At 68.5% G+C, this 18922-nt stretch carries 16 protein-coding genes; 8 read left to right on the top strand and 8 right to left on the bottom strand.

Going from position 1 to position 18922, the window contains the following annotated elements; genetic code table 11:
* Positions 1-72: 72 nt before the first annotated feature.
* Positions 73-1287 (top strand): MFS transporter, encoded by a 1215-nt coding sequence (locus tag WT97_RS02765; protein ID WP_060352765.1) that lies wholly within the window; start codon positions 73-75, stop codon positions 1285-1287.
* Positions 1288-1407: 120 nt separating this feature from the next.
* Here WT97_RS02765 and WT97_RS02760 read toward each other — a convergent pair whose 3' ends face one another.
* Positions 1408-2298 (bottom strand): DMT family transporter, encoded by an 891-nt coding sequence (locus WT97_RS02760; protein WP_059501093.1) that lies wholly within the window; start codon positions 2296-2298, stop codon positions 1408-1410.
* 134 nt (positions 2299-2432) lie between these two features.
* Here WT97_RS02760 and WT97_RS02755 point away from each other — a divergent pair, with 134 nt between their 5' ends.
* The gene (locus WT97_RS02755; protein ID WP_059501092.1) at positions 2433-3368 is read left to right on the top strand and encodes an AraC family transcriptional regulator; all 936 of its coding nucleotides are present in this window, start codon (positions 2433-2435) and stop codon (positions 3366-3368) included.
* Between the two features lie 27 nt (positions 3369-3395).
* On the opposite strand, the gene WT97_RS02750 is transcribed toward WT97_RS02755, so the two are convergent.
* A complete protein-coding gene (locus tag WT97_RS02750) occupies positions 3396-4607 on the bottom strand; it encodes an alanine--glyoxylate aminotransferase family protein (protein ID WP_059791714.1) in 1212 nt (403 codons plus the stop codon).
* Positions 4608-5344: 737 nt separating this feature from the next.
* On the opposite strand from WT97_RS02750, the gene WT97_RS02745 reads away from it, so the two are divergent.
* From WT97_RS02745 to WT97_RS02725, 5 genes are all read left to right on the top strand, one after another.
* Positions 5345-6328: a LysR family transcriptional regulator gene (locus WT97_RS02745; protein WP_059791716.1), complete on the top strand. Its 984-nt coding sequence runs from the start codon at positions 5345-5347 to the stop codon at positions 6326-6328.
* Positions 6329-6358: 30 nt separating this feature from the next.
* Positions 6359-7357: a 2-hydroxyacid dehydrogenase gene (locus WT97_RS02740; protein WP_060352764.1), complete on the top strand. Its 999-nt coding sequence runs from the start codon at positions 6359-6361 to the stop codon at positions 7355-7357.
* A gap of 172 nt (positions 7358-7529) precedes the next feature.
* The gene (bluB, locus tag WT97_RS02735) at positions 7530-8267 is read left to right on the top strand and encodes a 5,6-dimethylbenzimidazole synthase (protein ID WP_059501088.1); all 738 of its coding nucleotides are present in this window, start codon (positions 7530-7532) and stop codon (positions 8265-8267) included.
* A gap of 224 nt (positions 8268-8491) precedes the next feature.
* Positions 8492-9661 carry an MFS transporter gene (locus tag WT97_RS02730; RefSeq protein ID WP_060352763.1) on the top strand — a complete coding sequence of 390 codons (1170 nt, stop codon included), beginning with the start codon at positions 8492-8494 and terminating at the stop codon, positions 9659-9661.
* A gap of 93 nt (positions 9662-9754) precedes the next feature.
* A complete protein-coding gene (locus WT97_RS02725; protein ID WP_060352762.1) occupies positions 9755-10915 on the top strand; it encodes an MFS transporter in 1161 nt (386 codons plus the stop codon).
* 218 nt (positions 10916-11133) lie between these two features.
* Here WT97_RS02725 and fahA read toward each other — a convergent pair whose 3' ends face one another.
* The 5 genes from fahA to WT97_RS02700 are packed head-to-tail and all read right to left on the bottom strand — an operon-like array spanning position 11134 to position 17053.
* Entirely contained in the window at positions 11134-12438 is a 1305-nt protein-coding gene (fahA, locus tag WT97_RS02720) for a fumarylacetoacetase (protein WP_060352761.1), read from the bottom strand.
* Complete coding sequence (hmgA, locus tag WT97_RS02715) at positions 12435-13769, bottom strand: homogentisate 1,2-dioxygenase (protein ID WP_034206535.1); 1335 nt, start codon at positions 13767-13769, stop codon at positions 12435-12437. The genes fahA and hmgA overlap by 4 nt, the downstream gene beginning before the upstream one ends.
* A 15-nt stretch (positions 13770-13784) precedes the next feature.
* Entirely contained in the window at positions 13785-15146 is a 1362-nt protein-coding gene (locus WT97_RS02710; RefSeq protein WP_060352760.1) for an MFS transporter, read from the bottom strand.
* Entirely contained in the window at positions 15143-15373 is a 231-nt protein-coding gene (locus WT97_RS02705; RefSeq protein ID WP_034206533.1) for a DUF2783 domain-containing protein, read from the bottom strand. Before WT97_RS02705 ends, WT97_RS02710 begins: the two co-directional genes overlap by 4 nt.
* A gap of 27 nt (positions 15374-15400) precedes the next feature.
* Entirely contained in the window at positions 15401-17053 is a 1653-nt protein-coding gene (locus WT97_RS02700) for an FAD-dependent oxidoreductase (protein ID WP_060352771.1), read from the bottom strand.
* A 362-nt stretch (positions 17054-17415) separates the two neighbouring features.
* Here WT97_RS02700 and WT97_RS02695 point away from each other — a divergent pair, with 362 nt between their 5' ends.
* Positions 17416-18219 (top strand): EAL domain-containing protein, encoded by an 804-nt coding sequence (locus WT97_RS02695; RefSeq protein ID WP_034206532.1) that lies wholly within the window; start codon positions 17416-17418, stop codon positions 18217-18219.
* Positions 18220-18404: 185 nt separating this feature from the next.
* Here WT97_RS02695 and WT97_RS02690 read toward each other — a convergent pair whose 3' ends face one another.
* A complete protein-coding gene (locus WT97_RS02690; RefSeq protein ID WP_034206531.1) occupies positions 18405-18815 on the bottom strand; it encodes a GFA family protein in 411 nt (136 codons plus the stop codon).
* Positions 18816-18922 lie beyond the last annotated feature (107 nt).

Below are 18922 nucleotides of genomic sequence, written 5' to 3'. Positions count from 1 at the left end.
ACCGGTTCCATGGGAAAATCCCGATTCCCTTCTCCGCCGTTTTCCGTTCGATTCGTCATTCGTTCCGACCCCATGTCAACCGATTCCGCCACACCGCCGCACAGCGGGTTCGCGGTCACGCTGCAAATCGTGTCCGTCGTCTGCTTCACGTTCATCTGCTACCTGACCATCGGCCTGCCGCTCGCGGTGCTGCCGGGCTTCGTCCACGACGACCTCGGCTTTTCCGCGATCGTCGCGGGCGGCGCGATCAGCGTCCAGTATTTCGCGACGCTCGCGTCGCGGCCGCTCGCCGGGCGCCTCGCCGATACGCTGGGGCCGAAGCAGACGGTGCTGCGCGGGCTGGTCGGCTGCGGCGTGTCGGGCGTGCTGCTGCTCGTCGCGCTGCTGCTCGCACACTGGCCGGTCGCGAGCCTCGTGCTGCTGATCGCGAGCCGGCTCGTGCTCGGCGTCGGCGAAAGCCTGTGCGGCACCGGCGCGATCCTGTGGGGCATCGGCCGGGTCGGCGTCGCGCACAACGCGAAGGTGATCTCGTGGAACGGCATCGCGACCTACGGCGCGCTCGCGCTCGGCGCGCCGGTCGGCGTCGCGATCGCCCATACGCTGAATCCGGCGCTGATCGGCGTGATCGTGATCGCGCTGGCCGCGCTCGGCTTCTACCTCGCCCGCCTGATCGCTGCCGTGCCGCTCGTGCACGGCGAACGGATGTCGTATGCGAGCGTGTTCACGCGCGTGCTGCCGCACGGCCTCGGCCTCGCGCTCGGCTCGGCCGGCTTCGGCTCGATCGCGACGTTCGTCACGCTGTACTACGCGGCGCGCCACTGGCCGAACGCCGCGCTGTCGCTGACCGTGTTCGGCACGCTGTTCATCGGCGCGCGCCTGCTGTTCGCGAACACGATCAAGACCCACGGCGGCTTCCGCGTCGCGATCGTGTCGTTCGCGTTCGAATGCGCGGGCCTCGTGCTGCTGTGGCTCGCGCCGGTGCCGCACGTCGCGCTCGTCGGCGCGGCACTGACGGGCTTCGGCTTCGCGCTGATCTTCCCGGCGCTCGGCGTCGAGGCCGTCGCACTCGTGCCGCCCGCGAGCCGCGGCGCGGCGCTGTCCGCGTATTCGGTGTTCCTCGACCTGTCGCTCGGCATCACCGGCCCGCTCGCCGGCTATGTCGCGGGCGCGTTCGGCTATCCGCAGGTGTTCCTGTTCGCGGCGGTGGCCGCCGCCGCGGGCGTCACGCTCTCGATGGTGCTGTATCAGCGGCAGGCCCGTGTGGCGGGAAGCGGCGCGGCGGCTTGATCACGTCGCTCGCCCCACGGCGGCCAGTTGCGAAAGTCGCGGCGCCGTCGCGTCAAAAAGAAAACGCCTGCATCGCGCAGGCGTTTTCTTATATGGCGGCCGTTGCGATGGCCGGCGCGGTCACGCCGTCCGCAGAAACAACCGGCGCGTGAGATCGAACGCGACGAGATTGCCGGCCACCACGAGCAGCAGCCCGATCACCGCGAGCGGCGACCATTGGTAGCCCTCGAACACCGTCGACACGGCCAGCGCGACGATCGGGAACAGCACCGTGCAGTACGCGGCGCGCTCCGGCCCGATCCGGCCGACGAGCGTCAGGTAGGCGGTGAAGCCGATCACCGAGCCCGGCACGGCCAGGTACACGAGCGCGCCGAGATAGCGCGGGCTCATGTCGAGCGTGAACGGCATTCCGGCCACCGCGCTGCCGACGGTCAGGATCGCCGCGCCGATCAGCATCGCCCAGCCGTTGGTCGCGAGCGGATGCAGCCCCATCGACTGCATCCGGCTCGACAGCAGGTTGCCCGCCGAGAAACACATCGTGCCGGCGAACGCGATCGCGAGCCCGATCCACGTCGCGTGATCGTCGAGATGGCCGGCCATCTGCTGCCAGAACAGGCATGCGATGCCGGTCAGACCGAGCAGCGCGCCCGCGATCGCCGACGGCCGCAGCGGGCGGCCCATGAACAGCCGGCCGTTGATCGAGTTCAGCAGCGGCGCAGTCGAGAAGATCACCGCGACGAGCCCGCTCGGCACGACCTGCTCCGCATAGTAGAAGCACAGGAAATTCAGGCAGAACAGCGCGAAGCCCTGCGCGGCGAGAAAGCGCCACGCTTCGCGCGGCGGGCGCACCGGTCGGCGCATCACGCGCAGCAGGGCGAACAGCACGGCGGCCGCGAGCCAGAAGCGCCACGCGATCGACACGGGCGGCGGCACCGAGCCGAGTTGCCACTTGATCGCGATCCAGGTAGTGCCCCAGATCAGCACGGTGACGAAATAAAGCGACAGGTTCATGGCGACAATCCGGGAAATCGGGTGAATCGGGATCCCGACTATGCCGCCGCACCGCGCGTGCCGATTGTCCGGAATTGCGGTCTTTTTCGGGACGCCGCACACGCGGTCGCGCGGCCGCTTATACTCGGCGCATCATGAGTCCCTCCCTCTGCGCCCCGCCCGTCGACCGCGCCGCCGCCCTGGCCGGCGGCGATCTGCCGTTCGGCCTGCAGTCGGTCTGCCGCACGCTCGCCGACGCGAACGCGACGCTCGAGCGCTTCGCGTGGCTCGGCGACCATCTCGCGATCGCCGAATGGACGCGGATCACCGACGAAAGCGAGACGATCTACGAGCAGCCCGGTCACCACACGCTGTCGTGCTACCTCGACGGCGGCTACCGGACCGAGCGCCAGCGCGTGCCGCGCTACGGCGCGCCGAGCCTGCTGTGCGCATTGCCGGGCGACCATGAATCGCGCTGGTGGGTGCGCGGCGAAATGCATTTCATCCACCTGTATTTCCTGCCCGAACACTTCACGCAGCGCGCGATCCGCGAGCTCGACCGCGAACCGCGCGAACTGAAGCTGGCCGATCGCACCTATTTCGAGGATGCGCGCGTCGCCGCGCTGCTGCGCTCGCTCGCGCTCGACGGCTGGGACGATGCCGACGACCGGCTGCGCGCGAACGAAACCGCGCATGACGTGCTGAGCCTGCTGCTGCGCGGCCAGAGCACGACGCGCACCGACACGTCGTACCGCGGCGGGCTCGCGCCGGCCGTGCGCCGCCGCGTGCGCGACTACATCGACACGTACCTGACGCAGCCGCTGACGCTCGGCGAACTCGCCGAGGTCGCCGCGCTGTCCGAATACCATTTCTCGCGGATGTTCCGGCTGTCGTTCGGCCGTGCGCCGCACGCATGGGTGGCCGAGCAACGGCTCGCTCGGGCCCGCGAGCTGCTGCGCACGACGGCGCTGCCGCTCGCGCAGATCGCGGCCGACTGCGGCTACGCGAACGCCGGCCACTTCAGCCATCGCTTTCGCGACGCGCACGGCACGACGCCGAATACGTACCGGCGCGCGATGCAGGGCCGCTGAGCGCGGCCCCGTGGCGCTGTTCCGCGCTTACGCGCCGCGCCGCGACAGTTCCTGTTCGAGCGCGGCGACGCCGGCCGGCAGGTCGACCGGCACCTTCAGGTCGACCATCGTGCGGCCGAACGCATGCAGCGTGCGGAACAGGTTGTGTTCGCGGCACTGCTCGCCCATCTGTCCGATCCGCACGATGGGCAACCCGAACGAACCCGAGATCTCGACCTGGTACTGCTTCGAGATATGGCCGCAGACCATTCCCGGCGTGAGCCCCTCCGGCGTCTCGATCCCGACCACCGAATTGAGCCGGCAGTCCTTCGGCGCATAAAGCTTGAGCCCCATCGATTCGACACCCGCCTGCAGCGCCAGCGAGCAGCGCAGGTGGCGCGCGAAGCGGCTTTCGAGCGTCTCCGCGCAGACGAGCCGCAGCGCCTCGTGCAGCGCGAGCACGCCCGACACGGGCGCCGTGTAGTGATAGCCGGCGTTGTGCCAGAAGTTCTCCGCGAGCGCCATGTCGAGGCACCAGTGCGCATTCGGCTCGGGGCGCTTCTTCATGCGTTCCCACGCGGCATCGGAAAACGCGATCAGCGACACGCCCGGAATCGACGACAACCCCTTCTGGCCGCCGGTGATCACCGCGTCGATGCCCCACGCGTCCATCTCGAGCGGCATCGTCGACAGCGTGCACACCGCGTCGACGACCACCAGCGCGCCGGCCGCCTTCGCGAGCGCGGCGATGTCGCGCAGGTCGCGGTTCCATACGGTGTTCGACGTCTCGCCCTGCACGATCGTGACGATCTCGGGCCGCTCGCGGGCGATCGCGTCGGCGATCTCGTCGAGGCTCGCGACCGCGCGGTCGGCGACTTCGAGCGTCGCGACGTCGGCGCCGACGCGCGTGGCCATCTCGGCCATCCGCGCGCTGAAGAAGCCGTTGCGGATCGACAGCACGCGCGTGCCGCGCCACGCGAGGTTCGAGATCGCCATTTCCATCGCGGCCGAGCCGGGGCCCGCAACGCCGAGCACCCACTTCGTGCGGGTCTGGAACACGTAGCGCGCCATCTCCTTCACCTGCTCGATGATCTTCGCCATCGTCGCGCCGAGATGATTGATCACGATCGTGTTCGCCTTGGCCACCGCGGCCGGGATCGGAACCGGGCCGGCCCCCATCATCAGCAGCGGTTCTTCGGGCAGGATCGCGTCGAGCGGCACGACGACGGGACAGGGAATCGGCGAATAATCGATGGACATGGCTGGAAAAAGGTGAGGAAAGGAAAATGCTCGGACGCCCGTGACATGGCACGGCGAACTGGTCGATCATTCCGCGTTCCGCCGCCCCGCGCAAGAGGCACGCACGTCCGGACAGCGCGACGCCGGCCGGTCGCCGGACCGGGCCAGCCGGTTGCGCCACGACCCGCCGGATTGAAAAAGGGATTGCCGGCCGGTTCCGAAACGGTTCCATTCGAGTTCCGCCCGCACGATTTTCTCCGCCAATATCGGCAACGATTCGCCGACACCGGCGGTTCAGCCGGATTCTCGGTTCGAACGAAATGGAGCGGTCACCTGATACAAATCGCGGAGCGAATTCGATACACAAAATCCGAACGTGGAAAAAACATCCACTATTGCGGCATGTATTGGGGAGCGATTCCGAAATTGCCCTGTCACGGTTCGCATGAATTTAGCTCAACACGTTGATTGGAATAGGCAATCCCGGCCGCCTCGGCGCTTATTCCAATACCGCACCGTTTTTCCCGGGACGATCTTGCTGCATTGCAGCGTTAAACCGGTACTCGCGATTTCGATTTTACGCAAGCCGCCCATTTTCTCAGGTTGACGGATATCGGTTCCGTATTGAACAATCGTCTGCGGAATCGAAATTCGATTTTCGATACGAGGGAGAGCTGGGGCCGCACAATGCGCTTTCGATGTCGTGCGGCGATAAATCACAACCAAAATCAATCAACCGGGCCAGAAATACGCAAGCCATGAACCAGATTCAGACCATGCGTGTATTCGTCTGCGTCGCCGAACAGCAAAGCTTTCGGCGCGCGGCGCACCATCTCGGCGTGTCCAATGCGCTCGTCACGCGTTCGATCGCGATGCTCGAGGGCCACCTGAACACACGGCTGATCCATCGCACCACGCGCAACCTGTCGCTCACCGAGGCCGGCGTGCGCTACCTCGATGGTTGCCGCGCGCTGCTCGAGGAATTCGACCACCTCGAATCGTCGGTCGCGCATGCTGCGCGCGAACCGGCCGGCACGCTGCGCGTCGTCGCGTCGGGGCTGCTGTCGCCGCTGGCGCTGACGCCGCTCGTCAGCAGCTTCCGGCACCGCTATCCGGAGCTGCGCGTGCAGCTGACCGTCGCCGAAGGCCCGCTCGACGTACTCGATTCGGGCTACGACGTCGGCATCGTCACCGGCACCCGGCTCGACGGCAACCCGTCGCTGATCGGCCATGCGCTCGCGCCGAACCCGTTCGTCGCGTGCGCGGCGCCGGCCTATCTCGACCGGCGCGGCGAGCCGCGCGTGCCAGACGATCTACCGGGCCACGACTGGGTCACGCTCGCGCCGCACCAGCACGCACCGACGTGGCAGCTGGTCGGTCACGACGGCGTCGCCCATTCGGTCACGGTGCGCCCGGCCTGCACGGTCAACCAGCTCGCGCTCGTGCAGGCGGCGGCCGTGGCCGGCGCCGGCATCGCGGTGCTGCCCGAGCCGTGCGTGGCCGACGCGCTCAACCACGGCACGCTCGTGCGGCTGATGGCCGGCTACCGGATCGACGATCCCGACGCGCAGTTGTCGCTCGTCTATCCGAACCGCCAGTACGTGCCGGCCCGCACGCGCAGCTTCGTCGAGCACGCACTCGAGCACTTCGGCGCGCCGGCCGCCCGCGAGCGGACGGACTACGGCTTCCTGCGGCCGGTGCGCGGGCCCGAACACGCCGATATCGTCACGGGCCTGCAGTAAACTGCGCGCGTCAGCCATCGGAGGTGCAGCGTGCGCGTGATCCTGTTCAGCAGCCGGCAGTACGACGACGATTCATTCACCGCCGCCAACCGGCAGTTCGGCTATCGGCTGCACTTCCAGCCGTCGCACCTCGACGCGGAAACGGCGATCCTCGCGCACGGCTATGACGTCGTCTGCCCGTTCGTCAACGACACCGTCGATGCGGCCGTGCTCGAGCGGCTCGCCGACGGCGGCACGCGGCTGATCGCGCTGCGCTCGGCGGGCTTCAACCATGTCGACCTCGCCGCCGCCGAACGGCTCGGCATCGCGGTCGTACGCGTGCCCGCGTATTCGCCGCACGCGGTCGCCGAGCACGCGGTCGCACTGATCCTCGCGCTCAACCGCCGCCTGCCGCGCGCCGTCGCACGCACGCGCGAAGGCGATTTCTCGCTGAACGGGCTGCTCGGCTTCGACCTGCACGGCAAGACCGTCGGCGTGATCGGCACCGGCATCATTGGCAGCGTGTTCGCGAAGATCATGATGGGTTTCGGGATGCACGTGCTCGCGCACTCGGTGCCGCCGTACAACGACGAACTGATCGCGTTCGGCGCGCGCTACGTCGAGCTCGACGAGTTGCTGCATCACGCCGACATCGTCAGCCTGCATTGCCCGCTGCTGCCGTCGACACACCACCTGATCGACGAACGAACGCTCGCGCGGATGAAGCACGGCGCGATGCTGATCAACACGGGGCGCGGCGGCCTCGTCGATGCGCAGGCGCTGATCGACGCGCTCAAGAGCGGCCAGCTCGGCCATCTCGGGCTCGACGTGTACGAAGAGGAAAGCGGGCTCTTCTTCGAGGATCACTCCGACCTGCCGCTGCAGGACGACGTGCTCGCGCGCCTGCTGACGTTCCCGAACGTGATCGTCACGTCACACCAGGCATTCTTCACGCGCGAGGCGCTGGCCGAGATCGCGCATACGACGCTACTGAACATCGAGGCGTGGCACGCGGGCGCGCCGCAGAACGTCGTCATGCCAAACCGTTGAGAAATAGCCCGTTTGACGGCCAGCAGCGCATCCGCAATCGTTTGCTCCTGCCTATTGCCGCTCACCGCACCCAACCTCGTCAACAATTGAGTGCATTGTTTCGCGTGAAGTAACGTTTCGTGCGCGCCGTCTGTTATCGTTGCGCCGACGTCCTTCCCTGCCTTTGCCGCTCATGCGTTTCGACGATTCCGACATCGCCGCCGTCTATCGCGCCATCTTCGAACGGCGCGACATGCGCCACTTCACGCCGGCGCCCGTCGATCCGGCCGTGCTCGCGCGGCTGCTGCGCGCGGCGCACCATGCACCGAGCGTCGGCTTCATGCAGCCGTGGCGCTTCATCCGCGTCACCGATCCCGCATTGCGCACCGCCATTCACGCGCTGGTCGAGGCCGAGCGCCGCGCGACCGCCGACGCGCTCGGCGAGCGTCAGGACGAATTCATGCGGCTGAAGGTCGAGGGCGTGCGCGAATGCGGCGAGCTCCTGGTCGTCGCGCTCGCCGACGGCCGCGAACGCCATGTGTTCGGCCGCCGCACGCTGCCGGAGATGGATCTGGCATCCGCCGCATGCGCGATCCAGAACATGTGGCTCGCGGCGCGCGCGGAAGGCCTCGGGATGGGCTGGGTGTCGCTGTTCGACGTCGATGCGCTGCGCACGCTGCTGCGGATGCCCGACGGCGCGAAGCCGATCGCCGTGCTGTGCATCGGGCACGTCGATGCGTTCTATGCGAAGCCGATGCTCGAAGCAGAACGCTGGGCCGCGCGGATGCCGATCGAAGCCTGCCTGTTCGAGAACGGCTGGGACGCGCCGGCGGCGATCGACGGGGCCGGATCGGCTGCGTCGCCGGCGGATGCTGAAATCGAAAAAACCTCGGCCGCGATACCCGACGGGGCGCCCGAACGCATCGCCTGATGCACGGTTCGGCAGCCACCATCGTGCCGCTACCGAATCGCCGCCGATCCCACGGGGGGAAGCTCCCCGCCCGCCGCCCCGTCGCACGCCGGCAACAACCGTTTTGGCCCCAAGCGTAGGGGTTTTCACTGAAGTAGAATCGCGGCTGACGTTCGCCTGACCGACCGCCCGTCCCGCGCATCCCGCGCCTGGCTCGAGCGGCATCCTTTCCCGAGCCTACCGCGATGCCCCTGCCTCTTTTCGCCCTTGCCGTCGCCGCATTTGGAATCGGTACCACCGAATTCGTGATCATGGGCCTGCTGCCGAACGTCGCGCGCGACCTCGGCGTATCGATCCCGGCCGCCGGAATGCTCGTGTCGGGCTATGCGCTCGGCGTGACGGTCGGCGCGCCGATCCTCGCGATCGTCACCGCGAAGATGCCGCGCAAGCGTGCGCTGATGGGTCTGATCGGGCTGTTCATCGCGGGCAACCTGTTCTGCGCGATCGCGCCCGGCTACGCGGTGCTGATGGCCGCGCGCGTCGTCACCGCGTTCTGCCACGGTGCGTTCTTCGGCATCGGCTCGGTGGTCGCGAGCAACCTCGTCGCGCCGAACCGCCGCGCGCAGGCGATCGCGCTGATGTTCACCGGCCTCACGCTCGCGAACGTGCTCGGCGTGCCGCTCGGCACCGCGCTCGGCCAGGCGTTCGGCTGGCGCGCGACGTTCTGGGCCGTCACCGGCATCGGCATCGCCGCGGCCGCCGCGCTCGCGGTGTGCCTGCCGAAAAATCTCGCGATGCCCGACACCAGCATCACGCGCGAATTCAGCGTGCTGAAGCACCCGCAGGTGCTGATGGTGCTCGGCATCAGCGTGCTCGCGTCCGCGAGCCTGTTCAGCGTGTTCACGTACATCACGCCGATCCTCGAGGACGTGACGGGCTTCTCGCCACGCCAGGTCACCTACGTGCTGCTGCTGTTCGGCCTCGGCCTGACGGTCGGCGGCACGCTCGGCGGCAAGCTCGCCGACTGGCGCCGGATGCCGTCGCTGATCGCGACGCTCACGCTGATCGGCATCGTCCTCGCGCTGTTCGCGGGCACGATGCATCTGCCGTTCGCCGCGCTCGCGACGATTTTCGTGTGGGGTATCCTCGCGTTCGCGATCGTGCCGCCGCTGCAGATCATGATCGTCGATCGCGCGAGCGACGCGCCGAACCTCGCATCGACGCTGAACCAGGGCGCGTTCAACCTCGGTAACGCGACCGGCGCGTGGCTCGGCGGCATGGCAATCGGCTCCGGCGTGTCGCTCGTGAACCTGCCGTGGGTCGGCGTTGCGATGGCCGTCGCCGCGCTCGCGCTCACGCTGTGGTCGGCGTCGCTCGAACGTCGCCCGGTGGCCGTGCCGACCGAATACGTGTAACGCGACCCTGCCGCGATCGTTGCGGACACAACTCCACCCGAACCTGATGGCCTTCATGGACCTTTCAACGATCGCGGTGTAGCATCGCGGCCGATGAAAGCCATTCTCAATCGCGATTTCCTCGCGCTGATCCTGAGCGTCGCGGTCGTCGGCCTCGGCACCGGCGCCACGCTGCCGCTCACGGCACTTGCACTGACCGAAGCCGGACACGGCACCAACGTCGTCGGCATGCTGACGGCCGCACAGGCCCTCGGCGGCCTCGCGATCGTCCCGTTCGTCACCGCGCTCGCGCGACGTATCGGCGCGCGCCGCGCGATCGTCGCGTCGGTCGTGCTGCTCGCGGCCGCCACCGCGCTGATGCAGTTCACGTCGAACCTGGTCCTGTGGGGCGTGCTGCGCGTGCTGTGCGGCGCCGCGCTGATGTTGCTGTTCACGATCGGCGAGGCGTGGGTCAACCAGCTCGCCGACGATTCGACGCGCGGCCGCGTCGTCGCGATCTACGCGACCAATTTCACGCTGTTCCAGATGGCGGGCCCCGTGCTCGTCAGCCAGACCGCCGGCGCGACGAGCATCCGCTTCGCGCTGTGCGGCGCGCTGTTCCTGCTCGCGCTGCCGACGCTCGCGACGATCCGCCGTGCGCCGCTCGCCGGCGACGACGCGCATCACGACGCGCACGGCCGCTGGCTCGACGTGCTGCCGCGCATGCCCGCGCTGATCATCGGCACCGGCTTCTTCGCGCTGTTCGATACGCTCGCGCTGTCGCTGCTGCCGCTCTACGCGATGGATCACGGCGTCGCGAGCGCGACCGCCGTGCTGCTCGCGTCGATCATGCTGTTCGGCGATACCGCGATGCAGTTCCCGATCGGCTGGCTCGCGGACAAGCTCGGCCGCGAACGCGTGCATCTCGGCGCCGGCTGGATCGTGCTCGCGGGCCTGCCGCTGCTGCCGTTCGTGATCGCGAACCCGTGGCTGTGCTGGCCGCTGCTGTTCGTCCTCGGCGCGGCGGCCGGCAGCATCTATACGCTGTCGCTCGTCGCGTGCGGCGAGCGTTTCCGCGGCGCGGCGCTCGTCACCGCGAGCTCGCTCGTGTCGGCGTCGTGGAGCGCCGCGAGCTTCGGCGGCCCGCTGGTTGCGGGCGCGTTGATGGAGCAACTGGGCAGCAACGCGCTGATCGGCGTGCTGGTCGCCTGCGTCGCCGCGTTCGTCGTGGCCGCATTGTGGGAACGGCGCGCGGCGGTGCAACGCGCGGTCTGATGCAGATTGGCGTTGGCGTTGGCGTTGGCGTTGGCGTTGGCGTTGGCGTTGGCGTTGGCGTTGGCGTTGGCGTTGGCGCGCAACATCATGCGTCGATACGCGTCGGCCCGCTCGCACCCATCCTCCGGTCAACGAAAAACGGTCCGCGCAATGCGGACCGTCCCGTCATTCCGTACTAGCGTGGCCGGCCTGCGCGTGAATTCTCGCGCCGCGGTTCGTCAAGCACGCCGCGCCGGCAAAATCTTGCCGGCACACGTGCCGAAGCCGACGCGATAGCCGTCGCCCTGGCACCATCCCTTCAGTGTCAGCTCGTCGCCGTCCTCGATGAACGTGCGGCTGCCGCCGCCGTTCAGCGCGACCGGCTCCTTGCCGTTCCACGTCAGTTCGAGCAGGCTGCCGAACGAATCCTTGGTCGGCCCGCTGATCGTGCCCGAACCCATCAGGTCGCCCACGCGCGTGTTGCAGCCGGCCACCGTGTGATGCGCCAACTGCTGCGCCATCGTCCAGTACATGTGCTTGAAATTCGTGCGGCAGATCGACGTCGCTTCGGCCGCCCCTTCGGCGCGCAGCGTCACTTCGAGCGCGATGTCGAACGCATGCTTGCCCGCATGCCGCAGATACGCGAGCGGCTGCGGCGACTGCTCCGGCTGCGCGACGCGGAACGGTTCGAGCGCGTCGAGCGTGACGATCCACGGCGAGATCGTCGTCGCGAAGCCCTTCGAGTTGAATGGCCCGAGCGGCACGTACTCCCACTGCTGGATGTCGCGCGCGCTCCAGTCGTTCAGCAGCACCATCCCGAAGATATGCGCTTCCGCGTCCTCGCACGCGATCGGCTCGCCGAGCGCATTGCCTTGGCCGACGATGAAGCCCGTCTCCAGTTCGATGTCGAGCTTGCGGCATGCGCCGAACACCGGACGCTCCTGGTCGGGCAGCTTCAGTTGCCCGTTCGGGCGCCGCACCGGCGTGCCGCTCACGACCACCGACGACGCGCGGCCGTTGTAGCCGATCGGCATCTCCGACCAGTTCGGCAGCAGCGCATTCTTCGGATCGCGGAACATCGAGCCGACGTTGGTCGCGTGCTCTTTCGACGAATAGAAATCGGTGTAGCCGGGAATCTCGACCGGCAGATGCAGCGTCGCATCGCGCTGCGCGACGAGCACCTGCGCACGCAGCGCCGCATCGTCGCGCAGCCGCGCGTTGTCGCGCGAGAACAGGTCCGACAACTGCACGCGCACGCTGCGCCACGCGTCGCGGCCGAGCGCGATGAACGCGTTGAGCGTCGGCGCGGCGAACGCATCGGCGCCGGCCGGCAGCGTCACGAGGCCCGCACGCGCGAGCGCGGCGAGATCGACGATCCGGTCGCCCAGCGCGACGCCGGCACGGCGCGCCGGGTGCTTCGCATCGCTGAAGATCCCGAACGGCAGGTTCTGGATCGGGAAATCGCAGGCGGGATCGTTCGCGGTCTCGACCCAGCTCTTGCGAGCCGGGTCGAGCGTCGCGCGCCAGTCTTGGGTATCGCTCACTTTTGCTCCGGATTGAAGTGTTTCTTGATGCCTTGCCAGCATTCGAAGTAATCGGCCTGCAGCTGCGCGGTGTCGAGCGCGTAGCGCGTCGGCCGGATCAGCGTGCGGGTTTCGAACATGAACGCCATCGTCGCGTCGACCTTGTGCGGCTTCGTCGTGTCGCTCGCGGACGCCTTCTCGAACGTGTCCGCATCGGGCCCGTGGCCCGACATGCAGTTGTGCAGGCTCGCGCCGCCCGGCACGAAGCCCTCGGCCTTCGCGTCGTACGCGCCGTGCACGAGCCCCATGAACTCGCTCGCGACGTTGCGGTGGAACCACGGCGGGCGGAACGTATCCTCGGCCGCGAGCCAGCGCGGCGGGAAGATCACGAAGTCGATCGTGTCGACGCCCGGCGTGTCGCTCTGCGCCTGCAGCACGAGGAAGATCGACGGATCGGGATGGTCGAAGCTGATCGAGCCAATCGTGTTGAACAGGCGCAGGTCGTATTTATACGGTGCGTAGTTGCCGTGCCATGCGACGACGTCGAGCGGCGAATGGCCGATGTCCGCGCGCCAGAGGCGCCCGTTCAGCTTCGCGATCAGTTCGAACGCACCTTCGCGGTCTTCGTAGGCGGCCTGCGGCGTCAGGAAATCGCGCGGGTTCGCGAGCCCGTTCGAGCCGATCGGGCCGAGATCCGGCAGGCGCAGCAGCGCGCCGAAGTTCTCGCAGATATAGCCGCGCGCGTCGCCGTCCGGCAGCGCGACGGCAAAACGCACGCCGCGCGGAATCACCGCGATCTCGAACGGCTCGACGTCGAGCCGGCCCAATTCGGTCGCGATGAACAGGCGCCCCTGCTGCGGCACGATCAGCAGTTCGCCGTCCGCGCTGTAGAAGAAGCGGTCCTGCATCGAGCGGTTCGCCGCATACAAGTGGATCGCGCAGCCGTTCATCGCGGCGGCCGAGCCGTTGCCGGCCATCGTGACCAGCCCGTCGACGAAATCGGTCGGCTCGACCGGCATCGGCAGCGGATCCCAGCGCAACTGGTTCGGCGGCGTCGGCGGCACGTCGGCCGAATCGCCGAATTCCGACACGAGCCGCTGCGGGCCCGCGTACGGCTCGAACGGCCGGTGCACGGCGGCCGGGCGAATCCGGTACAGCCAGGCGCGGCGGTTGTGGCCGCGCGGCGCGGTAAACGCGGTGCCCGACAACTGCTCCGCGTACAGCCCGTACGGTGCGCGCTGCGGCGAGTTGCGCCCGTGCGGCAGCGCGCCGGGCAGCGCCTCGGTCGCGAATTCGTTCGCGAAACCGCTCAGGTAGCCGGCGGTCGCCGGTTTCGACAGGTCAAGCGTCATCGTTTCCTTTCTCCATCAATTCAGGGCGGCGTCCGGCGCCTGCGCGCCGCTGCGCCGCGTGACGCCCGCCAGGCCCAGCACGAACAGCGCCGAGCACAGCACGGGTACCGCGGCCGCGTGGAACAGCGCGCCGTTCGACCAGTTGAGCGCAATCAGTTGCCCGCCGACGAGCGGCCCGAGCACCGAGCCGATCCGGCCGATGCCGAGGCTCCAGCCGATGCCGGTCGAGCGCAGCGACGTCGGGTAATACTGGCCCGCGAGCGCGTTCACGGCCGGCTGCCCGCCGACGACGCAGAACCCGCCGGCGAACACGACGACCAGCAGCCACGGCAGCGCATGCGCGACCGAGCCGATCAGCCCCACCGACACGGCCGCGCACGCGAAGCATGCGAACAGCACGCGCACGAAACCATGACGTTCGATGAACCAGCCGAGCGACAGCGTGCCAATCACGCCGCCCGTCTGCAGCACCGTGCCGACGATCACCGCCGTGCTCGGCGAATAACCGGCTTCGCGCATCACGGTCGGCAGCCAGTTCGACAGGAAGTACAGGTCGATCAGGTTCATGAAGCTGATGGCCCACAGCAGCAGCGTGACCGGCAGGCGGCCATGGCGGAACAGCTCGGCGACCGGCGCGCCGCTCGCGGCACGCTCGCGCACGACGAGCCGCGTATTCGCATCGATGCCGGCTTGCGGCGCGAACCGCGCGAGCCAGTCGCGCGCCTGCGCGACACGCCCTTTCAGCACCAGGAACTGCAGCGACTCGGGCAGCTGCGCGAGCATCGCGATCGTCAGCACGAGCGGCACCGCGCCGCCGACGAAGAACACCGAACGCCAGCCCAGCGCCGGAATCAGCGCCGCGCTGATGAAGCCGCCGACCGCCGCGCCGAGCGTGAAGCCGCACGACACGATCATCATCCGCTTCACGCGATGCGCGGCCGGGCTGAACTCGCCGACCAGCGCCATCGCGTTCGGCATGATGCAGCCGAGGCCGAGGCCGGTGACGAAGCGCAGCGCCATCAGCACGGGAATCGAGCTCGCGAACGGCGTCGCGAGCATCGTCGCCGCGAAGAACAGCGTCGAGCCGATCAGCACCGGGCGCCGGCCGATCCGGTCGGCCAGCACCGACAGCCCGAGCGCGCCGAGCAGCATCCCGAACAGGCTCGCGCTGAACACCGGCCCGAGCGCCTGCTTCGGCACGCCCCATTCGGCGATCACGCTCGGTGCGACGTAACCCATCGCCTGCGCATCGAAGCCGTCGATCACGAGGCATAGCCCGCACAGCATCAGCAGCATCCAGTGAAAACCCGGGCGATGGGTCTCGTCGATCACGCGCTCGACTTCGAGCACGCGCGCGTCGGCCGGCGCCGCGCTCATTGCGCGACCTCGGCGGCCGGATGCACGGGCGGCGTCACGCCCTGGCGCGCGAGCGCCATCGCTTCGCGCAGCACGTCGGCGTCGCCGACCTGGTTCGCGAGCAACAGGATCAGCTTCGCGTTGACGAGCTGGCTGTCGGCATCCGACAGGTCGCGATGCATGTCGATCAGCGCTTCGTAGAACGCGTCGGGGTCGGCCAGGCGCGGGCGGGTATCGAGTGGGGGCATGACGGTGTCTCCGGTGTCTTTGTCGTATCAGCGGGCGCAGGTCGCGCGCGCCAGTGCGTCGGCAATCGCCTGACGGTCGAGCGTGCGCGTGCGTGCGCAGACGTGCTGGTCGGGGCGCAACAGGTAGAACGTGCCGGGCTGCGCGTCGTAGCGCCGCGCGGCGAGCCCGTCGACGTCCTCCACGACGTCGACGCCGGCCACCGGCTGCGCGTGCCCGGCCGGCACGACGAGCACGGGACGCACCGGCAGCGCGAGACCGCCGACGGCCTGCGCGAGCGCCGCCGCGTCGCCCGGCAAGCCGAACAGCACGCCGGTGAAGCCGCCGCGCAGATGCTGCAGCAGCCATCCCCGCGCACCCTGCACGCGCACCGGCGCATCGGCCGCCGCCGCGCCCGGCCGCATCGCGCACGCGAATGCGTCGCCGCCGCGGTCCGGCGTGTTGAGCGGCGAATCGGCCAGCACGGCCGGCACCGACAGGCGCCCGCTGTTCACCAGCTTGCGCGCGAACTCGCAGTCGCGCGCAAGCTTCAGCGTCGCATCGCGAAACACGCGCGACACCGCGCTCTTCGGCGTGATGAAGTCGGTCGAGCGCGTCGAGTGGCGGATGTTCTCGTCGGCCGCGAACTCGCGCTCGCTCGCATACGTATCGAGCAGGCTGTCGGCGGAATGGCCGTCGAGCACCAGCTTCAGCTTCCACGCGAGGTTGTCCGCGTCCTGCACGCCGCTGTTCGCGCCGCGCGCGCCGAACGGCGACACGCCGTGCGCGGAATCGCCCGCGAACAGCACGCGGCCGTGACGGAACGTGTCCATCCGCTGGCAGCGGAACGTATAGACGCTCACCCACTCGAGCTCGAACTCGACGTCCGGCCCGAGCAGCGCGCGCACGCGCGGGATCACGCGCTCCGGCTGCTTCTCGGCGACGGGATCGGCATCCCAGCCGAGCTGGAAGTCGATGCGCCACACGTTGTCGGGCTGGCGGTGCAGCAGCACCGACTGGTTGCGGTGAAACGGCGGATCGAACCAGAACCAGCGCTCGGTCGGAAACTCCGCCTTCATCTTCACGTCGGCGATCAGAAAGCGGTCCTTGAACGTGCGGCCGCGGCTTTCCAGGCCCATCATCGTGCGCATCGGGCTGCGCGAGCCGTCGGCTGCGATCACGTACTGCGCGCGCAGCGTCGCGACGCCGTCCGGCGTCTCGACCGTCAGCACCGCGTGTTCGGCCGACTGCTCGATACCCGTCACCTTGTGCTTCCAGCGGATGTCGATGTTCGGCAGCTCGAGCGCACGATCGGCCAGATAGCCTTCGACGTAGTACTGCTGCAGGTTGATGAACGCGGGGCGCGCATGCCCTTCCTCGGGCAGCAGGTCGAACGCGTAAAGCTGCTCGTCCTGCAGGAACACCTTGCCGACGTGCCAGCTCACGCCCTTGTCGACGAAGCGCTCGCCGCAGCCGAGCCGGTCGAAGATCTCGAGCGTGCGCTTCGCGAAGCAGATCGCGCGCGAGCCGGTCGACAGCGTGTCGTCGTCGTCGAGCAGCACGACGGGCACACCCTGCTGCGCGAGGTCGATCGCGGCCGCGAGGCCCACCGGGCCCGCGCCGACGACGATTACCGGGTGGACGGCCACGTCGTGCGCGCGGGCGCGGTACTCGAACTTCAGCGTCTGGTAATCGATGCTCATGGTCGCCATCCGCTCCTCAACCGCGCCGTGCGCGCACCGCCGCGCCCGTCGTCCCGCCCCTCTCCTGCCGGCGCGCCTGCCCGCCTGTCCTGTCAACCGCCACGTCTCGCTCCTTGCTTCCTGTTGATTCGTGAACGGCGCCGTTTCGCGGCGCCCGCATGCCGCATTGCTTGATCGGCGGCACATTCTGGATTTACGAATAGTAAAACCAATTACGAATAGTGAAATCAACGTAAACCCTAGGCATCGACGCGAGGACGGGATAACCATATGAGCGAAACGCCAAGCCGAGCGCGGCGCGCACTGCTAATATCAAGTCAACGAGGCGGCCCTTTCGGCCGCCATTTTTCCTTCTCACGCCGATGATTCCGCCTACCATCCCCGAGCTGGTCGCCCGTGCCGGGCAACTGCCGTATCTGCGGGAACACCTCGCGCTTGCCGAGGGCGGCACCGCGTGCGCGAATCTGCCCGAGCGCACGCTCGCCAGCGCGTACGAGCCGATCTACGACGTGACGATGCCCGGCTCGCCGCAATCGACGTCGTTCGCCGACGCGATCGAGCGCTACGGCGACGAGCTCGGCTTCCAGGCCGTCACGCTCGTCACGGGTGCGCAGCACGATCCGGTCGACGCAGCCGTCGACGACCAGACGCTGGTCGCGATCGACCGCCTGTCGCGCGCGCTGCACGCGATCAATTTCTTCGGGGCGCAGCGCCACGGGCTGTTGTTCCTGCGCGTGCACGAGCGGCTGCTCAAGAGCGTGAAATACGACCACGGCAAGCATTTCTCGTCGGTGCTGCAGCGCTTCGGGCTGCCGCCCGAGCGGATCGTGATCGAGTTGCCGGCGGTCGCGGTCGCCCACAAGACGTTCCTCGGCTACCTGACGCGCAGCTACCAGCATCACGGGTTCAAGGTCGCGGACAAGCTGCCGGACCCGGGCCGCATCCTCGCGGTCGAATCGGACATGGCGCGCCCCGACTACATCAAGATGGATGCGGGCATCGCGTTGCGCGACGGGATGGTCAAGGCGCTCGTCGCCTACGCACAGCGCGTGCGCATTCCGCTCATCTTCGACGGCGTCGTCGACGAGACGCAGTGCGAGCTGCTGCGCCAGCACGACGTGCGGTTCATGCAGGGGCCGGTGTTCGCGAAGGTCGTGACGGCCTGAGCGATCGGCGGGGAAGGCGCGCGGGAGCGGCGCTGCGGATGGCGGACGCCGGTGTCGTGTCGCTTCGCGGATCGGGTTTCGGCACGCAGCGTGGCGCGACGCCGGTCGGCTCCTGGTTCGTTCATGCAGCAAGGCCGGACGCGCTTGCGCGCGCTCGACGCCGGTGCCGCGACGCCGATGTGCGCCTATTCTGGTCCGCCGTCGGCGTACTTCGGTAGATCGTCGTCGATCTCGATGCCGGGGAAACGATTCCCGTACCAGACATGCCACGCCGGACGCAGCCGCGACGGTTCGTCGAGCGTCGCGGAATTGATCTCGACCGTCTGCGGCGCGTCGGAGCGCCGGTATTCGAGCTGCGCGCCGCAACGGCCGCAGAAGCGCCGCTCGCCCCACGCGCTCGATGCATAGACGGTCGGTTCGCCCTGCAGGTATTCGAATGCGCCGATCGGCACCGATGCCGACGCAACGACCGCCGCGCCGGTCGTGCGCTGGCAGAGCCGGCAGTGGCAAAAGCCCGCGTCGGCGGGAACGTCGGCGATACGGTAGCGGATCGCGCCGCACGCGCATCCGCCTTCCATCGGTTCGGCGTGCGCCATTGCAAACCTCGTCGTCGGGAAGCACGCGAACGATGATGAGCGCGGTTCTCCCGTCGCGCAATACGCGACGGCGGCGCGCCGCCTCCGCGCCCCACGCTTTACTCCCT

The sequence above is a fragment of the Burkholderia sp. MSMB1459WGS genome (assembly GCF_001534535.1).
In the GTDB taxonomy this organism is placed as follows: Bacteria; Pseudomonadota; Gammaproteobacteria; order Burkholderiales; family Burkholderiaceae; genus Burkholderia.
This window is presented reverse-complemented; position numbering and strand designations above follow the sequence as displayed.